Annotated in this window: 21 protein-coding genes; 13 read left to right on the top strand and 8 right to left on the bottom strand. The window is 66.8% G+C overall.

The annotated features are described in order from the left end of the window. Window positions 1–78: 78 nt before the first annotated feature. Complete coding sequence (locus tag E3T35_RS10210; RefSeq protein ID WP_134378920.1) at window positions 79–876, top strand: SDR family NAD(P)-dependent oxidoreductase; 798 nt, start codon at window positions 79–81, stop codon at window positions 874–876. A gap of 124 nt (window positions 877–1,000) precedes the next feature. Next, complete coding sequence (locus E3T35_RS10205; RefSeq protein WP_134378918.1) at window positions 1,001–2,410, top strand: NAD(P)/FAD-dependent oxidoreductase; 1,410 nt, start codon at window positions 1,001–1,003, stop codon at window positions 2,408–2,410. Window positions 2,411–2,427: 17 nt separating this feature from the next. Here E3T35_RS10205 and E3T35_RS10200 read toward each other — a convergent pair whose 3' ends face one another. The 3 genes from E3T35_RS10200 to E3T35_RS10190 all read right to left on the bottom strand — a co-directional run bounded on the left by E3T35_RS10200 (window position 2,428) and on the right by E3T35_RS10190 (window position 4,679). Further along, window positions 2,428–3,081, bottom strand: coding sequence for a Pr6Pr family membrane protein (locus E3T35_RS10200; protein ID WP_134345739.1), 654 nt, complete (start codon window positions 3,079–3,081; stop codon window positions 2,428–2,430). 72 nt (window positions 3,082–3,153) lie between these two features. After that, window positions 3,154–3,423 (bottom strand): acylphosphatase, encoded by a 270-nt coding sequence (locus E3T35_RS10195; RefSeq protein WP_134345741.1) that lies wholly within the window; start codon window positions 3,421–3,423, stop codon window positions 3,154–3,156. Between the two features lie 35 nt (window positions 3,424–3,458). Next, window positions 3,459–4,679 (bottom strand): CdaR family transcriptional regulator, encoded by a 1,221-nt coding sequence (locus tag E3T35_RS10190; RefSeq protein WP_134378916.1) that lies wholly within the window; start codon window positions 4,677–4,679, stop codon window positions 3,459–3,461. Between the two features lie 105 nt (window positions 4,680–4,784). Between E3T35_RS10190 and E3T35_RS10185 the strand changes: the two genes are divergently transcribed. The 6 genes from E3T35_RS10185 (at window position 4,785) to rraA (ending at window position 10,026) form a co-directional block, all read left to right on the top strand. Beyond that, window positions 4,785–5,651 (top strand): chorismate synthase, encoded by an 867-nt coding sequence (locus E3T35_RS10185; RefSeq protein ID WP_134345745.1) that lies wholly within the window; start codon window positions 4,785–4,787, stop codon window positions 5,649–5,651. Next, window positions 5,648–6,757, top strand: coding sequence for an o-succinylbenzoate synthase (gene menC / locus E3T35_RS10180; RefSeq protein WP_134378914.1), 1,110 nt, complete (start codon window positions 5,648–5,650; stop codon window positions 6,755–6,757). Before E3T35_RS10185 ends, menC begins: the two co-directional genes overlap by 4 nt. A gap of 26 nt (window positions 6,758–6,783) precedes the next feature. Then, window positions 6,784–7,719, top strand: a complete 936-nt coding sequence (locus E3T35_RS10175) for an ABC transporter substrate-binding protein (protein ID WP_134378912.1) — start codon at window positions 6,784–6,786, stop codon at window positions 7,717–7,719. Window positions 7,720–7,723: 4 nt separating this feature from the next. After that, complete coding sequence (locus tag E3T35_RS10170) at window positions 7,724–8,695, top strand: amino acid ABC transporter permease (protein ID WP_241987798.1); 972 nt, start codon at window positions 7,724–7,726, stop codon at window positions 8,693–8,695. 62 nt (window positions 8,696–8,757) lie between these two features. Further along, a complete protein-coding gene (locus tag E3T35_RS10165) occupies window positions 8,758–9,510 on the top strand; it encodes an amino acid ABC transporter ATP-binding protein (RefSeq protein ID WP_134346029.1) in 753 nt (250 codons plus the stop codon). A gap of 48 nt (window positions 9,511–9,558) precedes the next feature. Continuing rightward, a complete protein-coding gene (gene rraA / locus E3T35_RS10160) occupies window positions 9,559–10,026 on the top strand; it encodes a ribonuclease E activity regulator RraA (RefSeq protein WP_134345752.1) in 468 nt (155 codons plus the stop codon). Between the two features lie 20 nt (window positions 10,027–10,046). On the opposite strand, the gene E3T35_RS10155 is transcribed toward rraA, so the two are convergent. Further along, complete coding sequence (locus tag E3T35_RS10155) at window positions 10,047–10,619, bottom strand: PepSY domain-containing protein (RefSeq protein WP_134378910.1); 573 nt, start codon at window positions 10,617–10,619, stop codon at window positions 10,047–10,049. Between the two features lie 154 nt (window positions 10,620–10,773). Then, window positions 10,774–11,652: a hypothetical protein gene (locus E3T35_RS10150; RefSeq protein WP_134345756.1), complete on the bottom strand. Its 879-nt coding sequence runs from the start codon at window positions 11,650–11,652 to the stop codon at window positions 10,774–10,776. A gap of 265 nt (window positions 11,653–11,917) precedes the next feature. Between E3T35_RS10150 and E3T35_RS10145 the strand changes: the two genes are divergently transcribed. After that, complete coding sequence (locus tag E3T35_RS10145; protein ID WP_166789913.1) at window positions 11,918–12,718, top strand: nuclease-related domain-containing protein; 801 nt, start codon at window positions 11,918–11,920, stop codon at window positions 12,716–12,718. Window positions 12,719–12,794: 76 nt separating this feature from the next. On the opposite strand, the gene E3T35_RS10140 is transcribed toward E3T35_RS10145, so the two are convergent. Then, the gene (locus tag E3T35_RS10140; protein ID WP_134378906.1) at window positions 12,795–13,184 is read right to left on the bottom strand and encodes a hypothetical protein; all 390 of its coding nucleotides are present in this window, start codon (window positions 13,182–13,184) and stop codon (window positions 12,795–12,797) included. A 157-nt stretch (window positions 13,185–13,341) separates the two neighbouring features. On the opposite strand from E3T35_RS10140, the gene E3T35_RS10135 reads away from it, so the two are divergent. Both E3T35_RS10135 and E3T35_RS10130 read left to right on the top strand, forming a co-directional pair. After that, on the top strand, window positions 13,342–14,016 hold the full coding sequence (locus E3T35_RS10135) for a response regulator transcription factor (RefSeq protein ID WP_134345761.1): 675 nt from the start codon (window positions 13,342–13,344) through the stop codon (window positions 14,014–14,016). Between the two features lie 76 nt (window positions 14,017–14,092). Then, complete coding sequence (locus E3T35_RS10130; protein WP_166789912.1) at window positions 14,093–15,532, top strand: HAMP domain-containing sensor histidine kinase; 1,440 nt, start codon at window positions 14,093–14,095, stop codon at window positions 15,530–15,532. A gap of 11 nt (window positions 15,533–15,543) precedes the next feature. Here the strand turns inward: E3T35_RS10130 and E3T35_RS10125 are convergent, their stop codons facing one another. Beyond that, entirely contained in the window at window positions 15,544–16,482 is a 939-nt protein-coding gene (locus E3T35_RS10125) for a DUF1524 domain-containing protein (RefSeq protein WP_134378904.1), read from the bottom strand. Between the two features lie 159 nt (window positions 16,483–16,641). On the opposite strand from E3T35_RS10125, the gene E3T35_RS10120 reads away from it, so the two are divergent. Beyond that, a complete protein-coding gene (locus E3T35_RS10120) occupies window positions 16,642–17,322 on the top strand; it encodes a hypothetical protein (RefSeq protein WP_134345767.1) in 681 nt (226 codons plus the stop codon). A gap of 52 nt (window positions 17,323–17,374) precedes the next feature. Next, the gene (locus E3T35_RS10115; RefSeq protein WP_134345769.1) at window positions 17,375–17,848 is read left to right on the top strand and encodes a heme-degrading domain-containing protein; all 474 of its coding nucleotides are present in this window, start codon (window positions 17,375–17,377) and stop codon (window positions 17,846–17,848) included. A gap of 4 nt (window positions 17,849–17,852) precedes the next feature. Here E3T35_RS10115 and E3T35_RS10110 read toward each other — a convergent pair whose 3' ends face one another. Further along, entirely contained in the window at window positions 17,853–18,062 is a 210-nt protein-coding gene (locus E3T35_RS10110) for a hypothetical protein (protein ID WP_134345770.1), read from the bottom strand. Between the last annotated feature and the right edge of the window lie 166 nt (window positions 18,063–18,228).

The following is an 18,228-nucleotide window of genomic DNA, read 5'->3' as shown; positions in this document are numbered from 1 at the left end:
TCATGTGACTAACTAACTACCTTAAGGAGAAAATGTCAACCGGCACGGTCTGCGGTGAGAGAGCACTAACCTGACGCCATGACTCCCGCACCCGCGCTCCCGGCCGCCTTCGACCTCGGCGGGCACACCGCACTCATCACCGGGGCGGGCAGCGCCACCGGTATCGGCTTCGCCGCAGCACGGATGCTGGGTGAACTCGGTTGCCGGGTGATCCTCACCGGCACGACGGCGCGGGTGCACGACCGGGCGCGCGAACTGACGGCACACGGACTCGATGCGAGCGGAATCGTCTGTGCCCTCGACTCGGTCGACGGTGCCGAGGGACTGCGGGTGGCGCTCGCCGCGACCGGGAGCGAGCCGACGATTCTCGTGAACAACGCGGGCATGGTCGCTGTCGGCGACGCCGAGATGGGCCACGGAGATATCCTGACCAGTCCGGCCGAGTGGGAACACGGCCTCGCCATCAACCTGTCCACAGCATTTCATGCCACTCGCACGGTGATCCGGTTCATGCGCGCGGCCGGATGGGGTCGCATCGTGATGGTGTCGAGCGTGAGCGGGTCGATCATGGCCAGCCGCAATGATGTCGCCTACGCCGCAGCGAAGGCCGGGCTGGTCGGGCTGGTGCGGGCGCTCGCAGTGGACGAGGCCGAAGTGGGCATCACGGCGAACGCCGTCGCGCCCGGCTGGATCTCGACCGGTTCCCAGCTCACCAGCGAGGCCCTGGAGGGTGCGCTGGTTCCGGCCGGCCGAAGCGGCACGCCGGGGGAGGTCGCATCCGTCATCGCGTTTCTTGCCTCGCCTGGAGCCGCCTACGTCACCGGGCAGGTGATCGTCGTCGACGGCGGTAACTCCGTGGCCGAGGAGCGCCGGTAACCAGCGGCTCTCGAGAAGAAAATGTCAAGCGGCACGGTCTGCGGTAGTTTGGTCTCATGACTGGCGCCGTACTGAAGCACTGCGGGCGCGCGCCCGGGATCCGCCGTTCTAAAGCAGACCGATCGTGAAGCGGCGCACTTTTCTGCTCGGCACAGCGTCGGGTTTTTCCGTGTTGGCTCTCGCCGCGTGCGTGTCCCCGGCGCCGGTTCCGACGACATCCCCGGCGCCAACCACGCTCACCCCCTCGCTGGTTCCGCAGCCGCTCACGGTCTCCAGAACCAACTGGTCGGCCGACCCTTTCTCCCGCGGATCCTTCAGCTACGCCAGCGTCGGTGCCACCCCAGAGCACCGAGCAGCCCTCGGCCAGGCCGTCGATGCCCGAGTGTTCTTCGCTGGCGAAGCGACCGCGGCCGATGAGCCCGGCACTGTGCAGGGTGCCCGCGCTTCTGGTCTGCTGGCGGCCAGCCAGGTGCGGGATGTCGCGGCTCCGGGGGAACGCATCACGATTGTCGGTGCCGGAATTGCGGGGATAACGGCGGCCCGTCAACTCGTCAACGGTGGCTTCAACGTGGTCGTGATTGAGGCGCGCGACCGCATCGGTGGGCGCATCGACACAGTCAGCGACGAGTGGCCCTTTCCGATCGAACGGGGTCCCTCGTTCGTACACAACACCTCGGACAATTTTTTGGACGACGAGCTCACGGCGCTCGGGGTGAAGCTGCTGCCGTTCGTGCGCACGCCCGAGGTGCGAACCCGAGCCGGGGCGATCGTCGAGGTGTCACCACTCGGCACTCAGGCCGTGGCCGGAGCCCTCAGCTGGGCAGCCAATCAGCAGCAGGATGTCTCGGTTGAACGTGCCCTGGTCGATTCGGGCGAAGCAAGCCTGTCGAAGACCCCGAACGCCGAAGGCCTCTCGGATGCCGACTGGCTCCAGTACGAGATCGCCACGAAACTCAAGGTTGAGACCGGGGCCACACCGAGCCAGCAATCGGCCTGGTACACGACCGACATCGCGAGTACCGACGACGACCAGCTCGTTGTGGGCGGCTACTCCACCCTGCTCGCCCGTGACGCCGAAGGCCTCGAAATGCTGCTCTCGAGCGTGGTCAATCGCGTGGCCCACGACGACGGCGGCGTGAGCCTGCGCCTAGGTACCGGCGAGTCGCTGTCCGCCGATCGGGTGATCGTGACCGTGCCACTCGGTGTGCTGAAGAACGCGGCCATCGAATTCTCGCCGGCGCTGCCATTCGCCCACCGCGGTGCCATCGGCGCGCTCGGCATGGGCGTGGTCGACAAGGTCTGGTTGCGGTTCGACGTGCCGTTCTGGGATACCTCCGCCCGCCTCTGGACCATCGTCGGCGAAGACGCCGACTTCCCGGTCTGGATCAACATGATGCCGCTGACCGGCGATCCCGTTCTAATGGGTCTGGTGGCCGCCGAAAACGCGACCCGGCTGAGCGAGCTCGACGACGACGACTTTCTCGCGGCGGCGCTCACCGCGCTCGAGCCGTTCCTGGCGGTACCCGACCCGTAGTAGTGCAGCTGAACAGCTCAGGGGCGCCAGTACGCAAGTCGGTGGTGCGGCATCCGCTTGAGCCTTGTGATCCAGGTGAGCAGGGCCGCAATGCTCGTGATGATCACCACGATGATCAGGCAGTAGAACACGGTCTCGCCGGGGCCGCTCACCTGGCGGGCGTCGAGAAAGAAGTACGGGTACCAGCCCACGATGGGCCCGCGTAACAGGGTGAAGACCAGCCAGAACACCGGAAAGACGATGGCCCAGCCGAGATATCTCCACGGCAGGCGGGCCTTGAACGGGTCGACGATCCAGTCGATGAGGGCCAAGACCGGAATAACGAAGTGCAGCAGCTGGCTCGACCAGGGCACCTCGATGGAATAGTTCGCGCTCGAGGACTGCCAGACGATGATGCCGTAGACGACTCCGGAGACCAGAATGTAGGTCGTCACCATCGCTCGCAACATGTCGAGCCAGGCCGGGTCGGTCGATCGCCGCAATGCGACGACGGCGGCCGCCACGAAGACGAAAATCGACGCTATGGCGCTCTGCACCGTGAAGTAGCTGAAGAAATTCGCAATGGCGAAGGTAGTCACGCCGAGGGTGTACTGAAAGTAGCCGATCAAGGCCACGAGTTCGACCGCGGTCAGGCCGAGGCGCGCCACACCGAACGCGGTGCGCGCTCTCATTCCCGTACCCCGGCGGGGCTCGTGCGCGCGGTCATAGGCTAACGCTACGCCAGCGCCGGGCAGCCCCCGACCTCAACCGGTGATCTGAAACTCGCTCTCGCTGGTTGCCGCGACGTCACTCACCTCGAGGGCGGTCACGACGGCATACCGCGGGCCGGTTTCCAGCCAGTGCAGCATGCGCGCAACGGATGCCTCCCGCCCCTCGATTTCGAGTTCCACCGACCCGTCCGGCCGGTTCCGAACGTACCCGACCAGCCCCAGGTGCAGCGCTTGGGCCCGGGCATGGTACCGAAACCCGACGCCCTGCACCTCGCCGCGGGCGAGCACTCGTTTGCGAATCACCTGACTATTGTGCCCCGGGTGCGCTGGCACAACAGCTAGTCGGCCACGCGCAGGCTCAACCACAGCGTCAGGGTGTCGTCGGCGTTGTCGAGGTCGATGGTGAATAGGTCACGCACCCGGCGCAACCGGTAGCGCAGCGTGTTCTGGTGCACCGAGAGCAGGCCGGCCGTGCGAGCTGAGTCCCGCCCGCAGTCGAGGTAGGTACGCAGGGTGAGCGCGTACTCGGTGCCCGAACGCTCATCCAGGTCGAGCACCGCGCGCGCCTGGGACGAGAACAACCGCGGGGTGTCCCGCAGCACTTGCCCGAGTTCGAGCAGGCTCAGCCGACTGCCCACATTGCGCGCACTTACGACCGGGCCAGCCGGGTCCGTCAGCAACAGAACAAGATCGGCATCCCGCCGTGACCGGGCGATTGTGTCGACACGGCTCACCCGCGATCCAACGGATGCCCGCAGCGCGATCCGCATCGCAATGGTCGCCCGTGCGACCAGGCGGGCGGCCATCGCTTCGATGCTGACCAACTGTGCGTCATTCAGCTGCTGGCCGAAGAACAGTGCATATACAGTCGTGCCGATGGCGACACACTCGGTGCCGCTCTGGTGCGCCTCGCAGGCCATCGCCACGAGGTCGACCAGCCGGTTCATTCGCAGTTCATCGCCGGCGGAGCCGAACTGTGGTTGAAAAGCGAGGGCCACGTACTGACTGCCCGGGTCGAGGCCGAGCTGGGCGGCGACGAGGCGGGCATCCGTGTCACCGTCGAGCAGTCGGCGCAGCAGCACTGCGCGTTGCGCCCGGGCCAAATCGGCGGCGCTGCGGGCACGCAGAATATGCATCGCGGCGATGTCCGCTGCGCGTTCCAGTTCGGCGGCGGCAGCGGCGTCCAGCTCCCCAGTGGCGTCGACCACCCAGATCGATCCGAGCGGCTCGGTGCCCGCCCGCACGGCGACCGCCAGCCGAGCCAATCCCACCGGTACTGCCGGTTCACCGGGCAGATTCGGTGTCATGGCTCCGGGCAGCCGCACGGCGCCGCGCGCCCGAAACAGCGAGGCGTAGGCCTCGTCATTGTCGGGCAGGTCCGGCACCTGGCGGCCCAGAATGCCATCGCGCCGGGTATCATCGATCGGCTGGTCGGGCAATGTCGAATAGGCCAGCACGCGGGTCTGCACGTCTTCGATCGCGGTCGCTCCGCCGACCATCGCCGCGATGGCGTTGGCCAGCGCGAACAGGTCGCCGACCGGTAGTCCCAGGGAAGTCATCCGTCCACGGTAGCGAACCCGCACTGTGCTGGACAACCATAATTTACTGAGTTATTCGTGCTGAGCGCTAAAGATCGCGGCCTGCGACCCGGCCACACTGGGCAGATGTCGCCCTCACTCACCCTCGCCGCCGTCACGGAACAGGCTCAGGGCGCAGCCCGGGTGGCGGCCGAATCAGCCGGCGTGCGGGTGAGCGACGAAAACAGCCTTGCCGGCTTTCTCGAGATTGAGGCCCTGTTCAACCGGGTCTGGCTCCTGCCGCCCGGCGAGAGCGCAATCCCCTCCGAACTGCTGCGCAGCATCAGCCACGCCGGCTGTAACGTGACCGCTGCCCGCGACCCGGCCGGCCGGCTAGTCGGTGCCGCCGCGGCCATCGTCACGCCGCAATCGACATCGATGTATTCCCTGATCGCCGGTGTTCTCCCTGGAATCAGCGACCGCGGCGTTGGATTCGCCCTCAAACAGCACCAGCGTGCCTGGGGCCTGGCCCGCGACCTCACCGAGATGACCTGGACCTTCGACCCCCTGGTCAGCCGCAACGCCCGCTTCAACCTCACCAAACTCGGCGCTTACGCCAGCGGGTACGCCGTCGATTTCTATGGCCCTATGCAGGGCGAGATGAATGCCAACGATGAGAGTGACCGCCTGGTGGCCGTCTGGCCGCTCACCAGCGACGAGTCAGCGGCCTGCAGCGAAGACCGCCCGATCGCGGTCGAACGTCCTGACTTCGCCCCGAACGACGTGCTGAAACTCGGCCCAGACGGTGACCCCGTGCTCGTGGCAGCCGACGGCGACCTGTGGTGCCGGGTTCCCGCCGACATCGTGGCATTGCGCGGGCAGAACCCGCAGCTCGCGGCCGAGTGGCGGCGTAGCATCCGCTCTATTTTTACCGACATATTCGCTTCCGGGCATATAGCCCGCGGGGTCAGCCGTGACGGCTGGTACCGACTTCCACCAGGAGGAACAGCATGAAAATCGAGACCATCGAGCTACGCCGCGTGCACATGCCGCTGGTGCGGCCGTTCCGCACCTCGTTTGGCACGTCCACCGAGCGGGAAGTCACCGTGGTGCGAGTGATCACAGCGGATGCCGATGGCTGGGCCGAGTGCGCCGCCGACGCTCACCCGCTCTACAGCTCCGAATTTCTGGACGCGAGCGACCTGGTCATTCGCGACCACCTCGTGCCCCGGCTGCAGGCACTCGGCGACAGGCTCAGCGCCGAACTGGTCGCGACCGCGCTCGAACCGGTCAAGGGCCACATGATGAGCAAGGCCGTGCTCGAAACGGCTATCCTCGACGCGCAGCTCAAAACCACCGGCGTCTCCTTCGGCAGCCACCTCGGCGCTGTGCGCGACACCGTACCGGCCGGTGTCTCGGTCGGCATCATGGACTCGATCTCCGAACTGCTCGACGCTGTCGCCGGCTACCTCGCCGAGGGCTACCTGCGCATCAAACTGAAGATCGAACCCGGCTGGGACGTCGAACCGGTGCGGGCCGTGCGCGAGAAGTTCGGACCTGACCTGCTGCTGCAGGTCGACGCCAACACCGCATATACCCTTGCGGATGCCCGTCACCTCGCGCTGCTCGACCCCTTCGACCTGCTCCTGATGGAGCAGCCGATGAAGGAAGACGACATACTCGGCCACGCCAACCTAGCCAAGCTCATCAAGACCCCGATCTGTCTCGATGAGTCGATTGAATCGGCCCGCGACGCCGCGACCGCGATCGCCCTCGGTGCCTGCAGCATCATCAACGTGAAACCGGCCCGGGTCGGCGGCTACCTCGAGGCCCGGCGCATCCACGATGTCGCTGCCGCCCACGGTGTTCCGGTCTGGTGCGGCGGCATGCTCGAAACCGGCATCGGCAGGGCCGCGAATGTGGCCCTCGCCGCCCTGCCAAACTTCGTGCTGCCTGGCGATACCTCGGCCTCCAGCCGGTACTTCGCCCAGGACCTCACCGCACCGTTCGAGCTCGAGAACGGTCACCTGCGGGTGCCCACCGGCCCCGGCATCGGCGTAGAGGTACTGCCCGACGTCTTGGCCAGCGTCACCGCCAGCACCGACAGCATCCGTTTCTAGCCTTTCCACAACCAGAGGAGACCGCCATGACCCTGCACCTGAACACAGTTTCGCCCCGCCCGCGCTGGCAGCTGCTCGCGTCGGTCGGCCTCGTCGCCGGTCTGGCGCTGAGCGGATGCTCCGCCGCCGTTGACAGCGAAGAACCCGCCGCGGTGACCGGCGACGTCGACCCGGACGCGGCCGCCGCACTTCCCGAGTCGATCAAATCGGCCGGAATCATCAAGGCCGCCTCGGACATTCCCTACCCGCCGATGGAAATGTACGACGCCGAACAGAACATCACCGGCTTCGACCACGACCTCGCCGCCGCCCTCGGCGTGAAACTCGGCGTGCGGTTCGAACTGCAGAAGCAGGCCTTCGCCACCGCGATTCCGTCGCTGCAGGCCGGCAAGAACGACGTGATCATGTCGGGCATGAACGACACCAAGGAACGCCAGGGCACCCTCGACTTCGTCGACTACTTCCGCGCCGGCTTCTCAATTCTCGTGCTGGCCGGCAACCCCGAAGGCATCACCGGGGTGCTCGACCTGTGCGGCAAGGAGGTCGCCGTGCCCAAAGCCACCGTGCAGGCCGATATTCTGCGCAGTTACGACGAGGAATGCACGGCGGCCGGCCCCGGCCCGGTGGTCATCTCCGAGCTGCCCGGTGAGACCGAGGTGCAGACCGCGGTGCGGTCCGGCCGCGCGGTCGCTGAAGTCGTCGACTCGGCCGTCGCGGCGTACACCGCACAGACCGCCGGTGACGGAGAGATGTTCGAGGTGGTCACCGATGAGGCGAACCCGAACGGGTACAGCCCGGTCTACAGCGGAATCGGCATTCTCAAGGAGAACAGCGAACTGAGCGAAGCCATCCGCCTCGCCTTGGTAGCGACTATCGCCGACGGCACCTATGCCAAGATTCTGGCCACGTACGACCTCAGCAATTACGGGCTCGACGAGGCCGGCTTCAACCTCGGGTCGTGACCCGGTGCCGAATCTTCCGCTCGTGCGGCCCGGCGCGGAAGCGCAGCAGCGGCTGAACCGACCTGAAAACGAACGCGACCCCGACGACATCGACGCGGTGCCACTCCGGCACCCGTGGCGCTGGGTCATCGCGATGCTGCTCCTCGTCGTCTTCGCTGCAGTGGCCGTCTCGCTCTGGCAGAACGACAACGTGAACCATCCCACGATCAGCGAGTTCATCTTCGACCGGCGCATTCTCGACGGCGTCGTGCTCACCCTCGTGCTCACGATCGTGTCGATGGCCGTGTCGACCGTGCTCGCGGTGCTGCTGGCGGTCATGCGGCTCTCCAACAACCCGGTGATGAACGCCCTGTCCTGGCTCTACATCTGGGCCTTTCGCGGCACGCCGCTGCTGATCCAGATTGTCTTCTGGGGCTACCTCGGGCTGCTCTACGCGCAGATCACCCTCGGCGTTCCATTCACCGATTTCAGCCTGTTCTCCATGGACACCAACACACTCATTCCGGCATTCACCGCGGGACTGCTCGCCCTCACCCTGAACCAGGCTGCGTATTCGGCCGAAATTGTGCGGGCCGGCATGCTCTCGGTAGATGAGGGGCAGTATGAGGCCGCCTACTCGGTGGGGATGAGCCCCACCTTCACCCTGTTCAAGGTGGTGCTTCCGCAGGCGATGCGGGTGATCATCCCGCCGATGGGCAACGAGACCATTTCGATGCTCAAGAACACCTCGCTGCTCTCGGTCATCGCGGTGCTCGAGGTCTACACGGTCGCCACCCAGATCTCCTCGCAAAACCTGCGCCAGGTGGAACTGCTCGTCGTGGTCAGCTGCTGGTATCTGCTGCTCACCTCGGTGCTGTCGATTCCGCAGTACTACCTGGAACGCCACTACGGCCGCGGCAACGCCCGCACGCTGCCACCGACCCCGCTCGCCCGGGTCTGGGCGCTACTTCGCACCCAGAGAACGGATGCCCCGTGACCGACTCCACGCGCGTAACTGTCACGTCGGCATCCGCTGCCGGCACCGCAGCGGCACCGGCCCTGCTGAGTGCCCGCAAAGTGCGTAAGAGCTTTGGCGGCGTCGAGGTGCTCAAGGGCATCTCCCTCGACGTTGCGGCCGGTCAGGTTATGTGTCTGCTCGGGCCGTCGGGCTCGGGCAAGAGCACGTTTCTGCGCTGCATCAACCACCTGGAACGTATCGACGGCGGTCGCATCTCCGTCGACGGCGAACTCGTCGGTTACGCCGCTCGGCACGGCCGCATCTTCGAGATGAACCGCCGCGAGGTCGCCAAACAACGCCGGGGTATTGGCATGGTCTTTCAACGCTTCAACCTGTTTCCGCACATGACCGCCCTCGAGAACATTACGGCGGCACCGATTGGAGTGCGCGGGTTGCCCAAGCCCGCTGCCCGTGACCGTGGACGGGAGCTGCTCGACCGGGTCGGCCTGGCCGATCTGGCACAGTCCTATCCCGCGCAGCTGTCGGGTGGTCAGCAGCAGCGGGTCGCGATCGCCCGCGCCCTCGCGATGGATCCGAAGCTGCTCTTGTTCGACGAGCCGACCAGCGCCCTCGACCCCGAACTGGTCGGTGATGTGCTCGACGTCATGCGCGCCCTCGCGGCCGACGGCATGACGATGGTCGTGGTCACCCACGAGATCGGCTTCGCCCGCGGCGCCGCCGACGAGGTCGTCTTCATAGACGCCGGAATCGTTGTGGAGAGCGGCCCTCCGGCCAGGGTGCTCGACAATCCACAGAACCCGCGCACCCAGGCCTTCCTCGACAGCGTCATGTAGGCCGCCCGCCCGGGCCTACTCTGGAAGCAACGAAACCCTGGAGGAACAATGACCGTATTGACCGCCGATTTGTACGACGAGCGTGGCGACGAGCTGCAATCCGTACCCCTGCAGTTTCAGACAATCGGCGGGCGAGCCCGCTTCAGCGGCCCGATCCGCACGGTCACCTGCTTCGAAGACAACGCCCTGCTCAAGTCCATCCTGTCCACGCCCGGTGACGGTGCCGTGCTCGTCATCGATGGCGGCGGCTCCCTCAACTCGGCCCTCATGGGTGACTTGATCGCCGACCTTGCGGTCGCGAACGGCTGGTCCGGCGCCATCATCAACGGCGCGGTGCGTGACCGGGTCGCCATCGGCGCCCTCGACCTCGGCGTGAAAGCCCTCGGCAGCAATCCGCGCAAGAGTTCCAAGACCGGCTCGGGCACAGCGGATACCGTGGTCGAGTTCGCCGGTGTGACCTTCACGCCCGGGCGCACCGTCTACTGCGACGAAGACGGGATTCTGGTCGAACGCTAACCGTTGATCGAGTGCGGCTGTTACTGCTGAACGTCGTCGATGCGCACGACGACGAAGTTGGCGTCGAGCTCGACGTCGCGGTCGCTGCCGTTGTCGAGGGTGACCTCAACCTCGTAGACGTGGTCCCAGTCGTCGTCCCGGTCGAAGTCGGTCACGCGCCCGCTGCCGATCGCAGCGAGGGCTGCGGCTTCGGCGCTCGCGCGCTCGCTGGCAGCCTGGTCGGCGGCGCTCGTGTCGGTCGCCGCGCTCGGTGCCGACGAGCTGTTGTTCGACGAGTTGTTCGAGTTGTCATTGTCGAAGTCGCCGACCCAGACCACGTCGAAGGCGTCGTTGAGTTCCACGTCGACCGTGGTGCCGTTCTCGAGGCGCACCTCGAGGTCGTAGGCGCTGCCGCCGTCATCGTTGCGCTCCGCGCTCGTCACGGTGCCGGGGCCAACTTCGGCCAGGGCTGCGTTGCTGGCACGATCGAGCGTCTCGCCGGAGAGGGGCCCATCGTTATCGCCGATATCGCTGAGGGCCAGGGCGATACCGGCGCCGCCCAACACGAGTACGACACCGATGGCGCTGGCGATGAGAATATTCTTCTTGTTCATGGTACAGGTGCCTTACGTCGGTGCCCCCAGGCGAAGGGGGACCGAAAAGGCCATGCCTAAGTTGCTTAGCTTCAGCATATTCGAAGGAATATACGTCCCCTAATGGTCGCGCGCACGCTCAGGTAATTCACTGGTTGAGAGAGCGACCGATCGGTCAGAGGCGATTCAACGCATCCGTTGCGGCAAACTGATCGAGAACGGCCCGCACCTGGATCGACGCCTCGGTGCGCCCCGATCGTACGTCGGGAATGCGCAGAGCCGGCAGTTCGCTCGGCGTCGGAAAATTCGTGTAGGAGTCGCGCATGAACTGGTCGAGGCGCTCGCCCACCTTCGGATCCTCGGTCCACAACCGTGGCAGCCGGGCCGGGTCGGTGAGGGGATCGAACCCGAGCAGGGCCACCCGGTTAGCGAATCCGGCTGTTAGATCGGAGTCGTCGGTGGGTAGCGGGCGAGCCATTCGTGCTCCGGCGAAGACCACTCCGGCACCGAGCAGGAGCCAGGCGACGGGCAGAATAGCCTGCATGCTGACTTCACCGCCGGTGAGCAGAACAAAGAAGTAGGCGAAGACCCAGACCACGGGCGACAGCAACATGAGGGCAATTCCGCCTCGACGAATGGATCGCGAGCGCTTCGACCGGAGCGTGGTTGTGCCGGCCTGGCTGGCGGCGAAGGCCTCCTGCTCTGCCGGCGAGATAACTTGGCTGGCATCAAACCGCCAGGCGGCCAGGATGGCCTCGTCGCGAGCTGCGATAGCCTGGCTCAGCAGGGACGCCCGCGGGGCCCAATCGCAGTATCTCTGACCGTCTGGTGATTGCACCCACAACCGATAGTTGATGTGGCGTTGCTCACTGACACCTTGCCAGGTGGCATAGGACGTTGCCGAAGCCGCTGCGGTCGCCCGAGCAGTCGTTGTAAACGGAGTTTGGAGTCCCTCCGGCTGTTCCGGGGAGGTACTGGCATTGAATGCGGCGACGGCGGCCGTCGCCGCGGCCTGCGTATTGGTGACCGCGCGCGACAGATCATTGTCGATCATGAATTTCCCCCGGTCATTTCTACGACCAACGGCAACATGCCGGGCTGGTCGTGCCGTGGGGTTGCTGTCGAACAACCGGGCAATGTCATCGTGACACAACTCATTCGGTAAAAGTCCAGCCGAGCCGATGCCGCCCCCGTACTGGGGTGAACAAAGTCGTCCTCGTGCGATAAATCAGGCATCTGACCCGCGCGCAAGCTCCCGATCGGGGGCTGCTGGGACTGGCCGTCCGACGGCTAAGTTCAAAAACCCGGAGAGGAGAACCGTGACCATCGATGCTTCCATAATGAGACAGCGTTGCCCTGCGCAGTCGATCATAGAAGTGCTCCTGCTGGAGCAACACCTGGTTGCGCCCCGCAGCCCGGTGCAACGCCTGGTCGGTCGGTCGCCGCTCGGCGCGGACAGCGCGCGCTGCTTCGACGCCGCTCGCGCTGAAATTGCCGTGGGGCTGGCTCTGGCCGAACTGCCCCGGGAATGGATCGTCTTCCACTCCCTGCCGGTGGGTGAGCGCGGCGCCGACGTCGATCACCTCGTGATCGGGCCGGGCGGGGTATTTGCCCTGCACTCCGACCGTCAGGCGCGCAAGTCGGTACTGGTCGCCGGGCGCAGTGTGCTGGTCGGTGCCCGCAAGATTCCCTATATAAGGGAGGCCGAATTCGAGGCGGTCAGCCTCACCACTCTGCTGTCCGAGCGGATGCCGCGCGCCGCGTCGGTGCACGGAGTGGTCGTGCTCGTCGATACCAAGAGCGTGACGGTGAAGGCCCAACCGTCGCGGGTAAAGGTGATCGAGGCGGCCGATCTGTGCGCCTGGCTGCAGGGGCTCCCTCCGGTGCTTGCCCCCCTCGATCGGTTGGAAATTGCCGGGTTCGTCGAGAACCCCGCGCTCTGGCAGGCCCTCGTAGCGTTGGAACCGGCTGAGATTCTGCAGCGCTTCGGCGAGCTTGAGTCAAAAGTGGCGCGGGCGCGTCGTACCCGCCTGCTGTGGTTGCCGCTCGGAATGGTTCTCACGACGCTCGGGGCCCTGGAAATGCTGCTGACGTTGCCGCGGCTCGTCAGCGCGCTCTAACCCGCGCGGCGCGGTACGGCAGAAGCCGCTCGGCGCCGCGCAATGCACGGCTTCGAGCGGCTTCTGCTCGTGCTGGTTAGGAGGTCGGTGCGGTCGGGGCATCCGTCGGCGGGGTCGGTGCGACGGGTGCGGTGCCGTCATTGGTTCCCTGCGGGCCGCCCTGGGCCGGGCCGCGTCCGGGACCGTCCTCGCCGCCGGGGCGGCCCGCTCCGGGCTCCGTGGCCGAGTCGCCATCGGCTTCGGCGCCGGGACCGTTGGAGATGCTGGAGTTATTCGAGGCCAATTCGGTGTTCGAACCCACGCTGGTGCCAATGCCGAAACCGATCCCGGCGCCAACGAGGAGCAGCGCAGCCGCGGCGACGCTTCCGATGAGAACGGGTTTGCGGTACCAGGAGCCTCCCGTCTTTTTCTTCGGGGCGGCCGGGTCGTTCGGGTCGGTGGGCTGGGAATCGTTGGTGCGGGTCATAATGTCTCCTACGCGTGAGCTAGTGGGTGCCCACTCGGGGCTTCTCTCTTTTTCAGCCTCGGGGGCGAATCTGAAGACGAACTGAATCTTGCCGGGGGTCGCCAAACGGTCAGCAGGCGCATAGCAAACGCTCAGCTTGGCCCCGCACTGTTAGAGCGTGCCCACCGAACCTGCCCGCGTTCTCGTCGTCGAAGACGAGGAGACGCTGCGCAGTACGATCGGCCAGGCGCTCGTTCAGGCCGGTTTTGTCGTCGATACCGCGCCCGACGGTGAGAACTTCGCCGAGCGCATCGCCAGATTCCGGCCCGATGCAGCGGTGCTCGACATTATGCTGCCCGGCGAGAATGGGCTGCACCTGGCCCAGCGGCTGCGGGCTGCCGGCAACACACCCGTGCTCTTCGTGACCGCGCGCGACGCGGTCGACGATCGGCTTGCCGCGTTTCAGGCCGGCGCCGACGACTACATCATGAAGCCCTTCGTACTGGCCGAGCTCGTGGCACGGGTGACCGCCGTGCTCCGCCGCACCGGACGCCTGGTCTCCCCGACCATGCAGGTCGGCGACCTCGTCATTGACGAAGAGGCCGCGACCGCCACACGAGCGGGTGTGCTGGTCGACCTGACCGCCACGGAGCGCCGCCTGCTCACCTACCTCGCCCACAACCGCGGACGAACCCTCTCCAAGACCCAGATCCTCACCCAGGTCTGGGGTTACGACGATTACGACCCCAACCTGGTCGAGGCCTACGTGAGCACCCTCCGCCGAAAACTCGACGCCAACGGTCCGCGCCTCATCCACACCGTGCGGGGGATCGGCTACCGCCTCACCGCCTGACCGGCACCGATACCAGCGGATGCCGTCCGCTCGCCGCGCACGCGGCATCCGTTTCCCTTCTACGAAAGTACGCCCGATGCGCACCACCTCACTGCGACTGCGAGTCGTCGCCGCAGTTCTGGCGATGCTCACGATTGTGCTGGTGACGGTCGGTATTCTGATCAACCTCGTGCTCGGCGGTCAGCTGCGCGCCGACCTGCAGCAGCGGCTGATCGACCGGGCCGGGTACGCGCAGATTCTGGCCGAGCAGGGCCTGGAGGCGCAGAGCCTGGCGAACCGGCTCACCGGCGACGACGTCACCGTGACCTACTCGGTCGGCGGCGACACGGTCTACGGGCGGGCCGACCCCACTCCCGGCGCCGACCGTGGCCCTGGCGCGCCGCCGCACGCCGAATCGGTGCCGGGCGCCGTCGTCACGCAGAGCGGCGACCGCCTCTCGGTCACCCAGACGGTCGCCGGCGGAACCCTCACCCTCAGCTCGAGTGAGGCCGGCATCGACGCGGTGCTGGTGCAGCTGCGCACGATCGAGGTCGTGGCTGGCCTGCTCACCATCGTCGTGACCGGGCTGTTGCTGACCGGTGTGGTCGGAGTCGCGCTGCGTCCACTCACTCGCATGACCGCGCTCGCGCTCGCCATCACCCAGGGTGGTCGCGGCGGGAGGCTGCGTCCGAGCAATCCGCGCACCGAAATCGGGCGCACCGCCGGCGCCATCGACGACATGTTGCAGGCACTCGAAACCGCCGAGAATACGTCGCGTGAGGCCGTGGCCGATGCGCAGGCCGCCGAAGCGACGGCCCGCGAGGCCGCGCAGGTGGCAGCCGCCGCCGAAGAGCGGATGCGCCAGCTGCTCGCCGACGTCTCGCACGAACTGCGCACCCCCGTCGCCGGCCTGCAGGCCAGCGCGGAAACCCTGCTGCGCGACAATCCGCCTCGCGCCGAACGGGAGAGCCTCACCGTCGGCATGATCCAGCAGACCCAGCGGGCCGCCCGACTGGTCGACGACCTGCTGCTGATGACCCGGCTCGACCAGGGCGACCAGGGAACGGCCTTCGAGCGGGTCGACCTGTCGGAACTCGTCAGTGGTGTCGTGGCCGAGCAGCGGATGCTGGGCGCCAGCCGCGAGTTCGACCTCGCGGTCGATCCCGGAATCTGGGTGAGCGGTGACGCGCAGCGACTGGCGCAGATTGCGACCAACCTGCTCGGGAACGCGCGCAACGCGACCGCGGTGGGCGGCATCATCCGCACCGATCTGGCCGTTGGTGACGGCGCGGTGCAGCTGACGGTCAGCGACTCTGGAGCCGGTGTGCCCGAGGCCGACCGCGAGCGCATCTTCGAACGTTTTGTGCGCCTCGACCCGTCGCGGGCGAGTAACCGCGGTGGTTCCGGCCTCGGTCTGTCGATTGCCCGAGCTCTCGCCAGGGCGCACGGCGGAACCCTCGAGTGCCTGGGCCCGATCGCCACCCCTGGCGCGCTGCCCGGTGCTCGTTTCGCATTGACGCTGCCGCGCGCCGACTGAGCAGACTCGGCCTATTCGCAGCCGGTTCCGTCGCCGTCGCGGTCGAGATGGCGGCCGTAGCCGGGCTCGCCAACGTGCACCGGGGCCGCGCCGGCCTCCCGCGCGGCGGTGCAGTTCTGAAAGAAGACGTCACTCGGCGGGTCGGCCACCGGGGCCGGCGCCGGTGCGACGACGGGGTCGGTGGCCGTCGCGACCTCGTTCGGGCAGTCCGACAGGATGCGCGTCATCGCATCGTGTTCAGCCGTCGTCACCCACAGCGCATAGGTCGCCTTCACCGAAATCTGCCGAGCCACATAGGCACACCGATAGCTTTTCAGCGGCGGCAGCCAGGTGGCCGTGTCGCCATCCCCCTTGCGCGAATTGATGACGCCGTCGACGGCGAGCAGGTTGAGCGGATCGTTGGCCAGCGCCACCCGCTGCTCCTGCGACAGCTGCTGCGCTCCGGTCTGCCAGGCGTTTGACAGAGCGACGACGTGGTCGATCTGCACGAGCGACGAGGTCGTCTGGCCGCGCACGAAGTCGATGCTCAGTCCGGTGTACGGACCGAGCAGGACCCCGCTCTGCACCTCACAATCAGTGGCCACTACGAGCACGGTCAGGTCGCGGGCCAGGATATCGTTTCGGGTGTCGCATCCGTTTTGGTCCAGGTCCTGCCAGGCCGAACCGAAGCTTCCCTCACGGTCGTAGCCGGTCTTGGGCGCGCACCCCTTCACCGGCAGGGTCGCCAGCACGGCCAAGGCCGCGGTGTCGGGCCCGGGCGGCGGCGCGGTTGTTGCCGTTACCGTCGGCCTGGGCTCGACGGTCGCCGTCGGTGCCCCGCTGCTGGTTGGGTCGGCCAGATTCGACGAAACGGATGACCCCGCCACCGACGTTCCCACCAGGATCGCCGCGAGCACCCCCACGATCAACCCAATTAGCAGGAACGATCGGGTCGGGCGTCGAACGGTCATGGGGCTCCTTCTGGCCGCGCGGCACGACCCTTCGAATATACGTGGTGCGACCCGGTCGCCTCGAGACGTGGCGGCATCCGCTTGGTGAAAAGTCACCCATTCTGGGGGTCTTGCGGCGGGGGCGGCACTGGCAAGATATAGAACCCGGTGAGGAGCCCGATGACTCACATACTCTCCACGCGGCGGCGTCTGTCGACGCCCCCGGTACTGCCCGAATCGACGCGCACCGGAGCGCCTCGAATATCAACCGGCCCAACCTGGCTGCTCGGCCGCGCGTCCCGCCCCGCGGCGACGCCAACCGACTTGGCGCTGGCTCGCGCGCGGGTTGAATCCGCCGTCGACAGGCTGCTCGCGACGCTGCCCGAACACTGGGCCGCATTCACGTTGCCCACACTCGATGCTGATGGCCCGAGCGCGATGCGCCTGCTGGTCGGCCCCGGCGGGGTTCTCGCCCTGCACGCGCAGCTCTGCGACGGTCAGATTGCCTGGGTGCATCGCCAGAGCGTGCTCGTGGCCGGGCGGCGCTCGCCGGATCTCGCGGCGGCACAGGCCGACGCGAATCAGCTCACCACGCTGATTCGCGGGCGGCTGCCGCTGCGCACCGCGGTGCAGCCGGCGCTGGTGCTGCTGGGCGCCCGCGTAATGTGGGTCACCGGCCGTTCGGGAAGAATGACCCCAGTGCCGGTGCTCGGGGCGGCGACGCTCGGCGACTGGCTGGCCGCGCGCCCGCAGGTGTTGCGCCCGATCGAACGCATGGAACTCGCCGCCGTGATCGACAACCCGCTCACCTGGGGTCGTCGCCCGACTATTCTGCCCCGGCCCGGTAGCGTGGGGGACTAGCCACCCGGCGACCGCGGTGGCACGGCAATGACGCCCCCGGATTGGACCCTCGATGCACACCGACGACCTCGCCCAGCTGCAGATTCTGCTCGACCAGGAACGCACCCTGCAGTTCGACGCGTTCAGTCACGACGATGCGTGGGCGCTCGGCACCCGCCTCCGCACGATCGCCGCCGCCCAGGCGTTGCCGGTCGCGATCTCGATCGTGCTGGGTGACCAGCGGGTGTTCCAGGTGGGCCTGGCGGGAGCATCCGCTGATAATGACGGCTGGCTGGAGCGCAAGTTCGCCGTCGTGCGCCGCTACGGGCACTCATCGCTCGCCGTCGGCGTGGAATTTCGCAGCCGCGGTGTCGACTTCGACGTTGATGCCCGACTTGATCCCATGCGTTTCGCGGCGCACGGGGGAGCGTTTCCGCTGTTCGTGCGTGGGTCGATGGTGGGCGTGGTCGGCGTCTCCGGGCTGCCACAGCTCGACGATCATGCCCTCGTCGTCGAGGCGCTGCGGGCGCAGTTGGCGGCGGCCTGACCCGTTAACGTTTGGCTGGCCGGTGACCCTTGGCCGAGAGCAGTCGGGCCCGCACCGAGAACGCGCCGCCGATCACGAGCGACACCACGGCCGCCGGCAGAATGACGTCGACGAACTGGTTGCCCGAGAGCAAGTTGGCCAGCAGCAACAGAACGGCCAGACCGCTGAACGCGAGCCCTGAGATCGCGCAGACGTTGAAGGTCAGGTGTGACACGAGTGAATCCAATCAGTGGGGTGGCTCTCAGGTTAGCCGACGTTGCCCGGCTGAGTGGGGGAGGCCGTCGCCTCCGCAACACGAATGAGCATTACTTATTAATTGCTAACCAATGTTGCGACCCTGCCGATTGTTAACACTGAATCGACAGGTGCCGATGGCACGA

The organism is Cryobacterium sp. TMT1-2-2 (assembly GCF_004403505.1).
Taxonomy (GTDB): Bacteria; Actinomycetota; Actinomycetes; order Actinomycetales; family Microbacteriaceae; genus Cryobacterium; species Cryobacterium flavum.
Note: the sequence above shows the minus strand (reverse complement) of the source record. Positions and strands in the feature narration are given on the sequence as shown.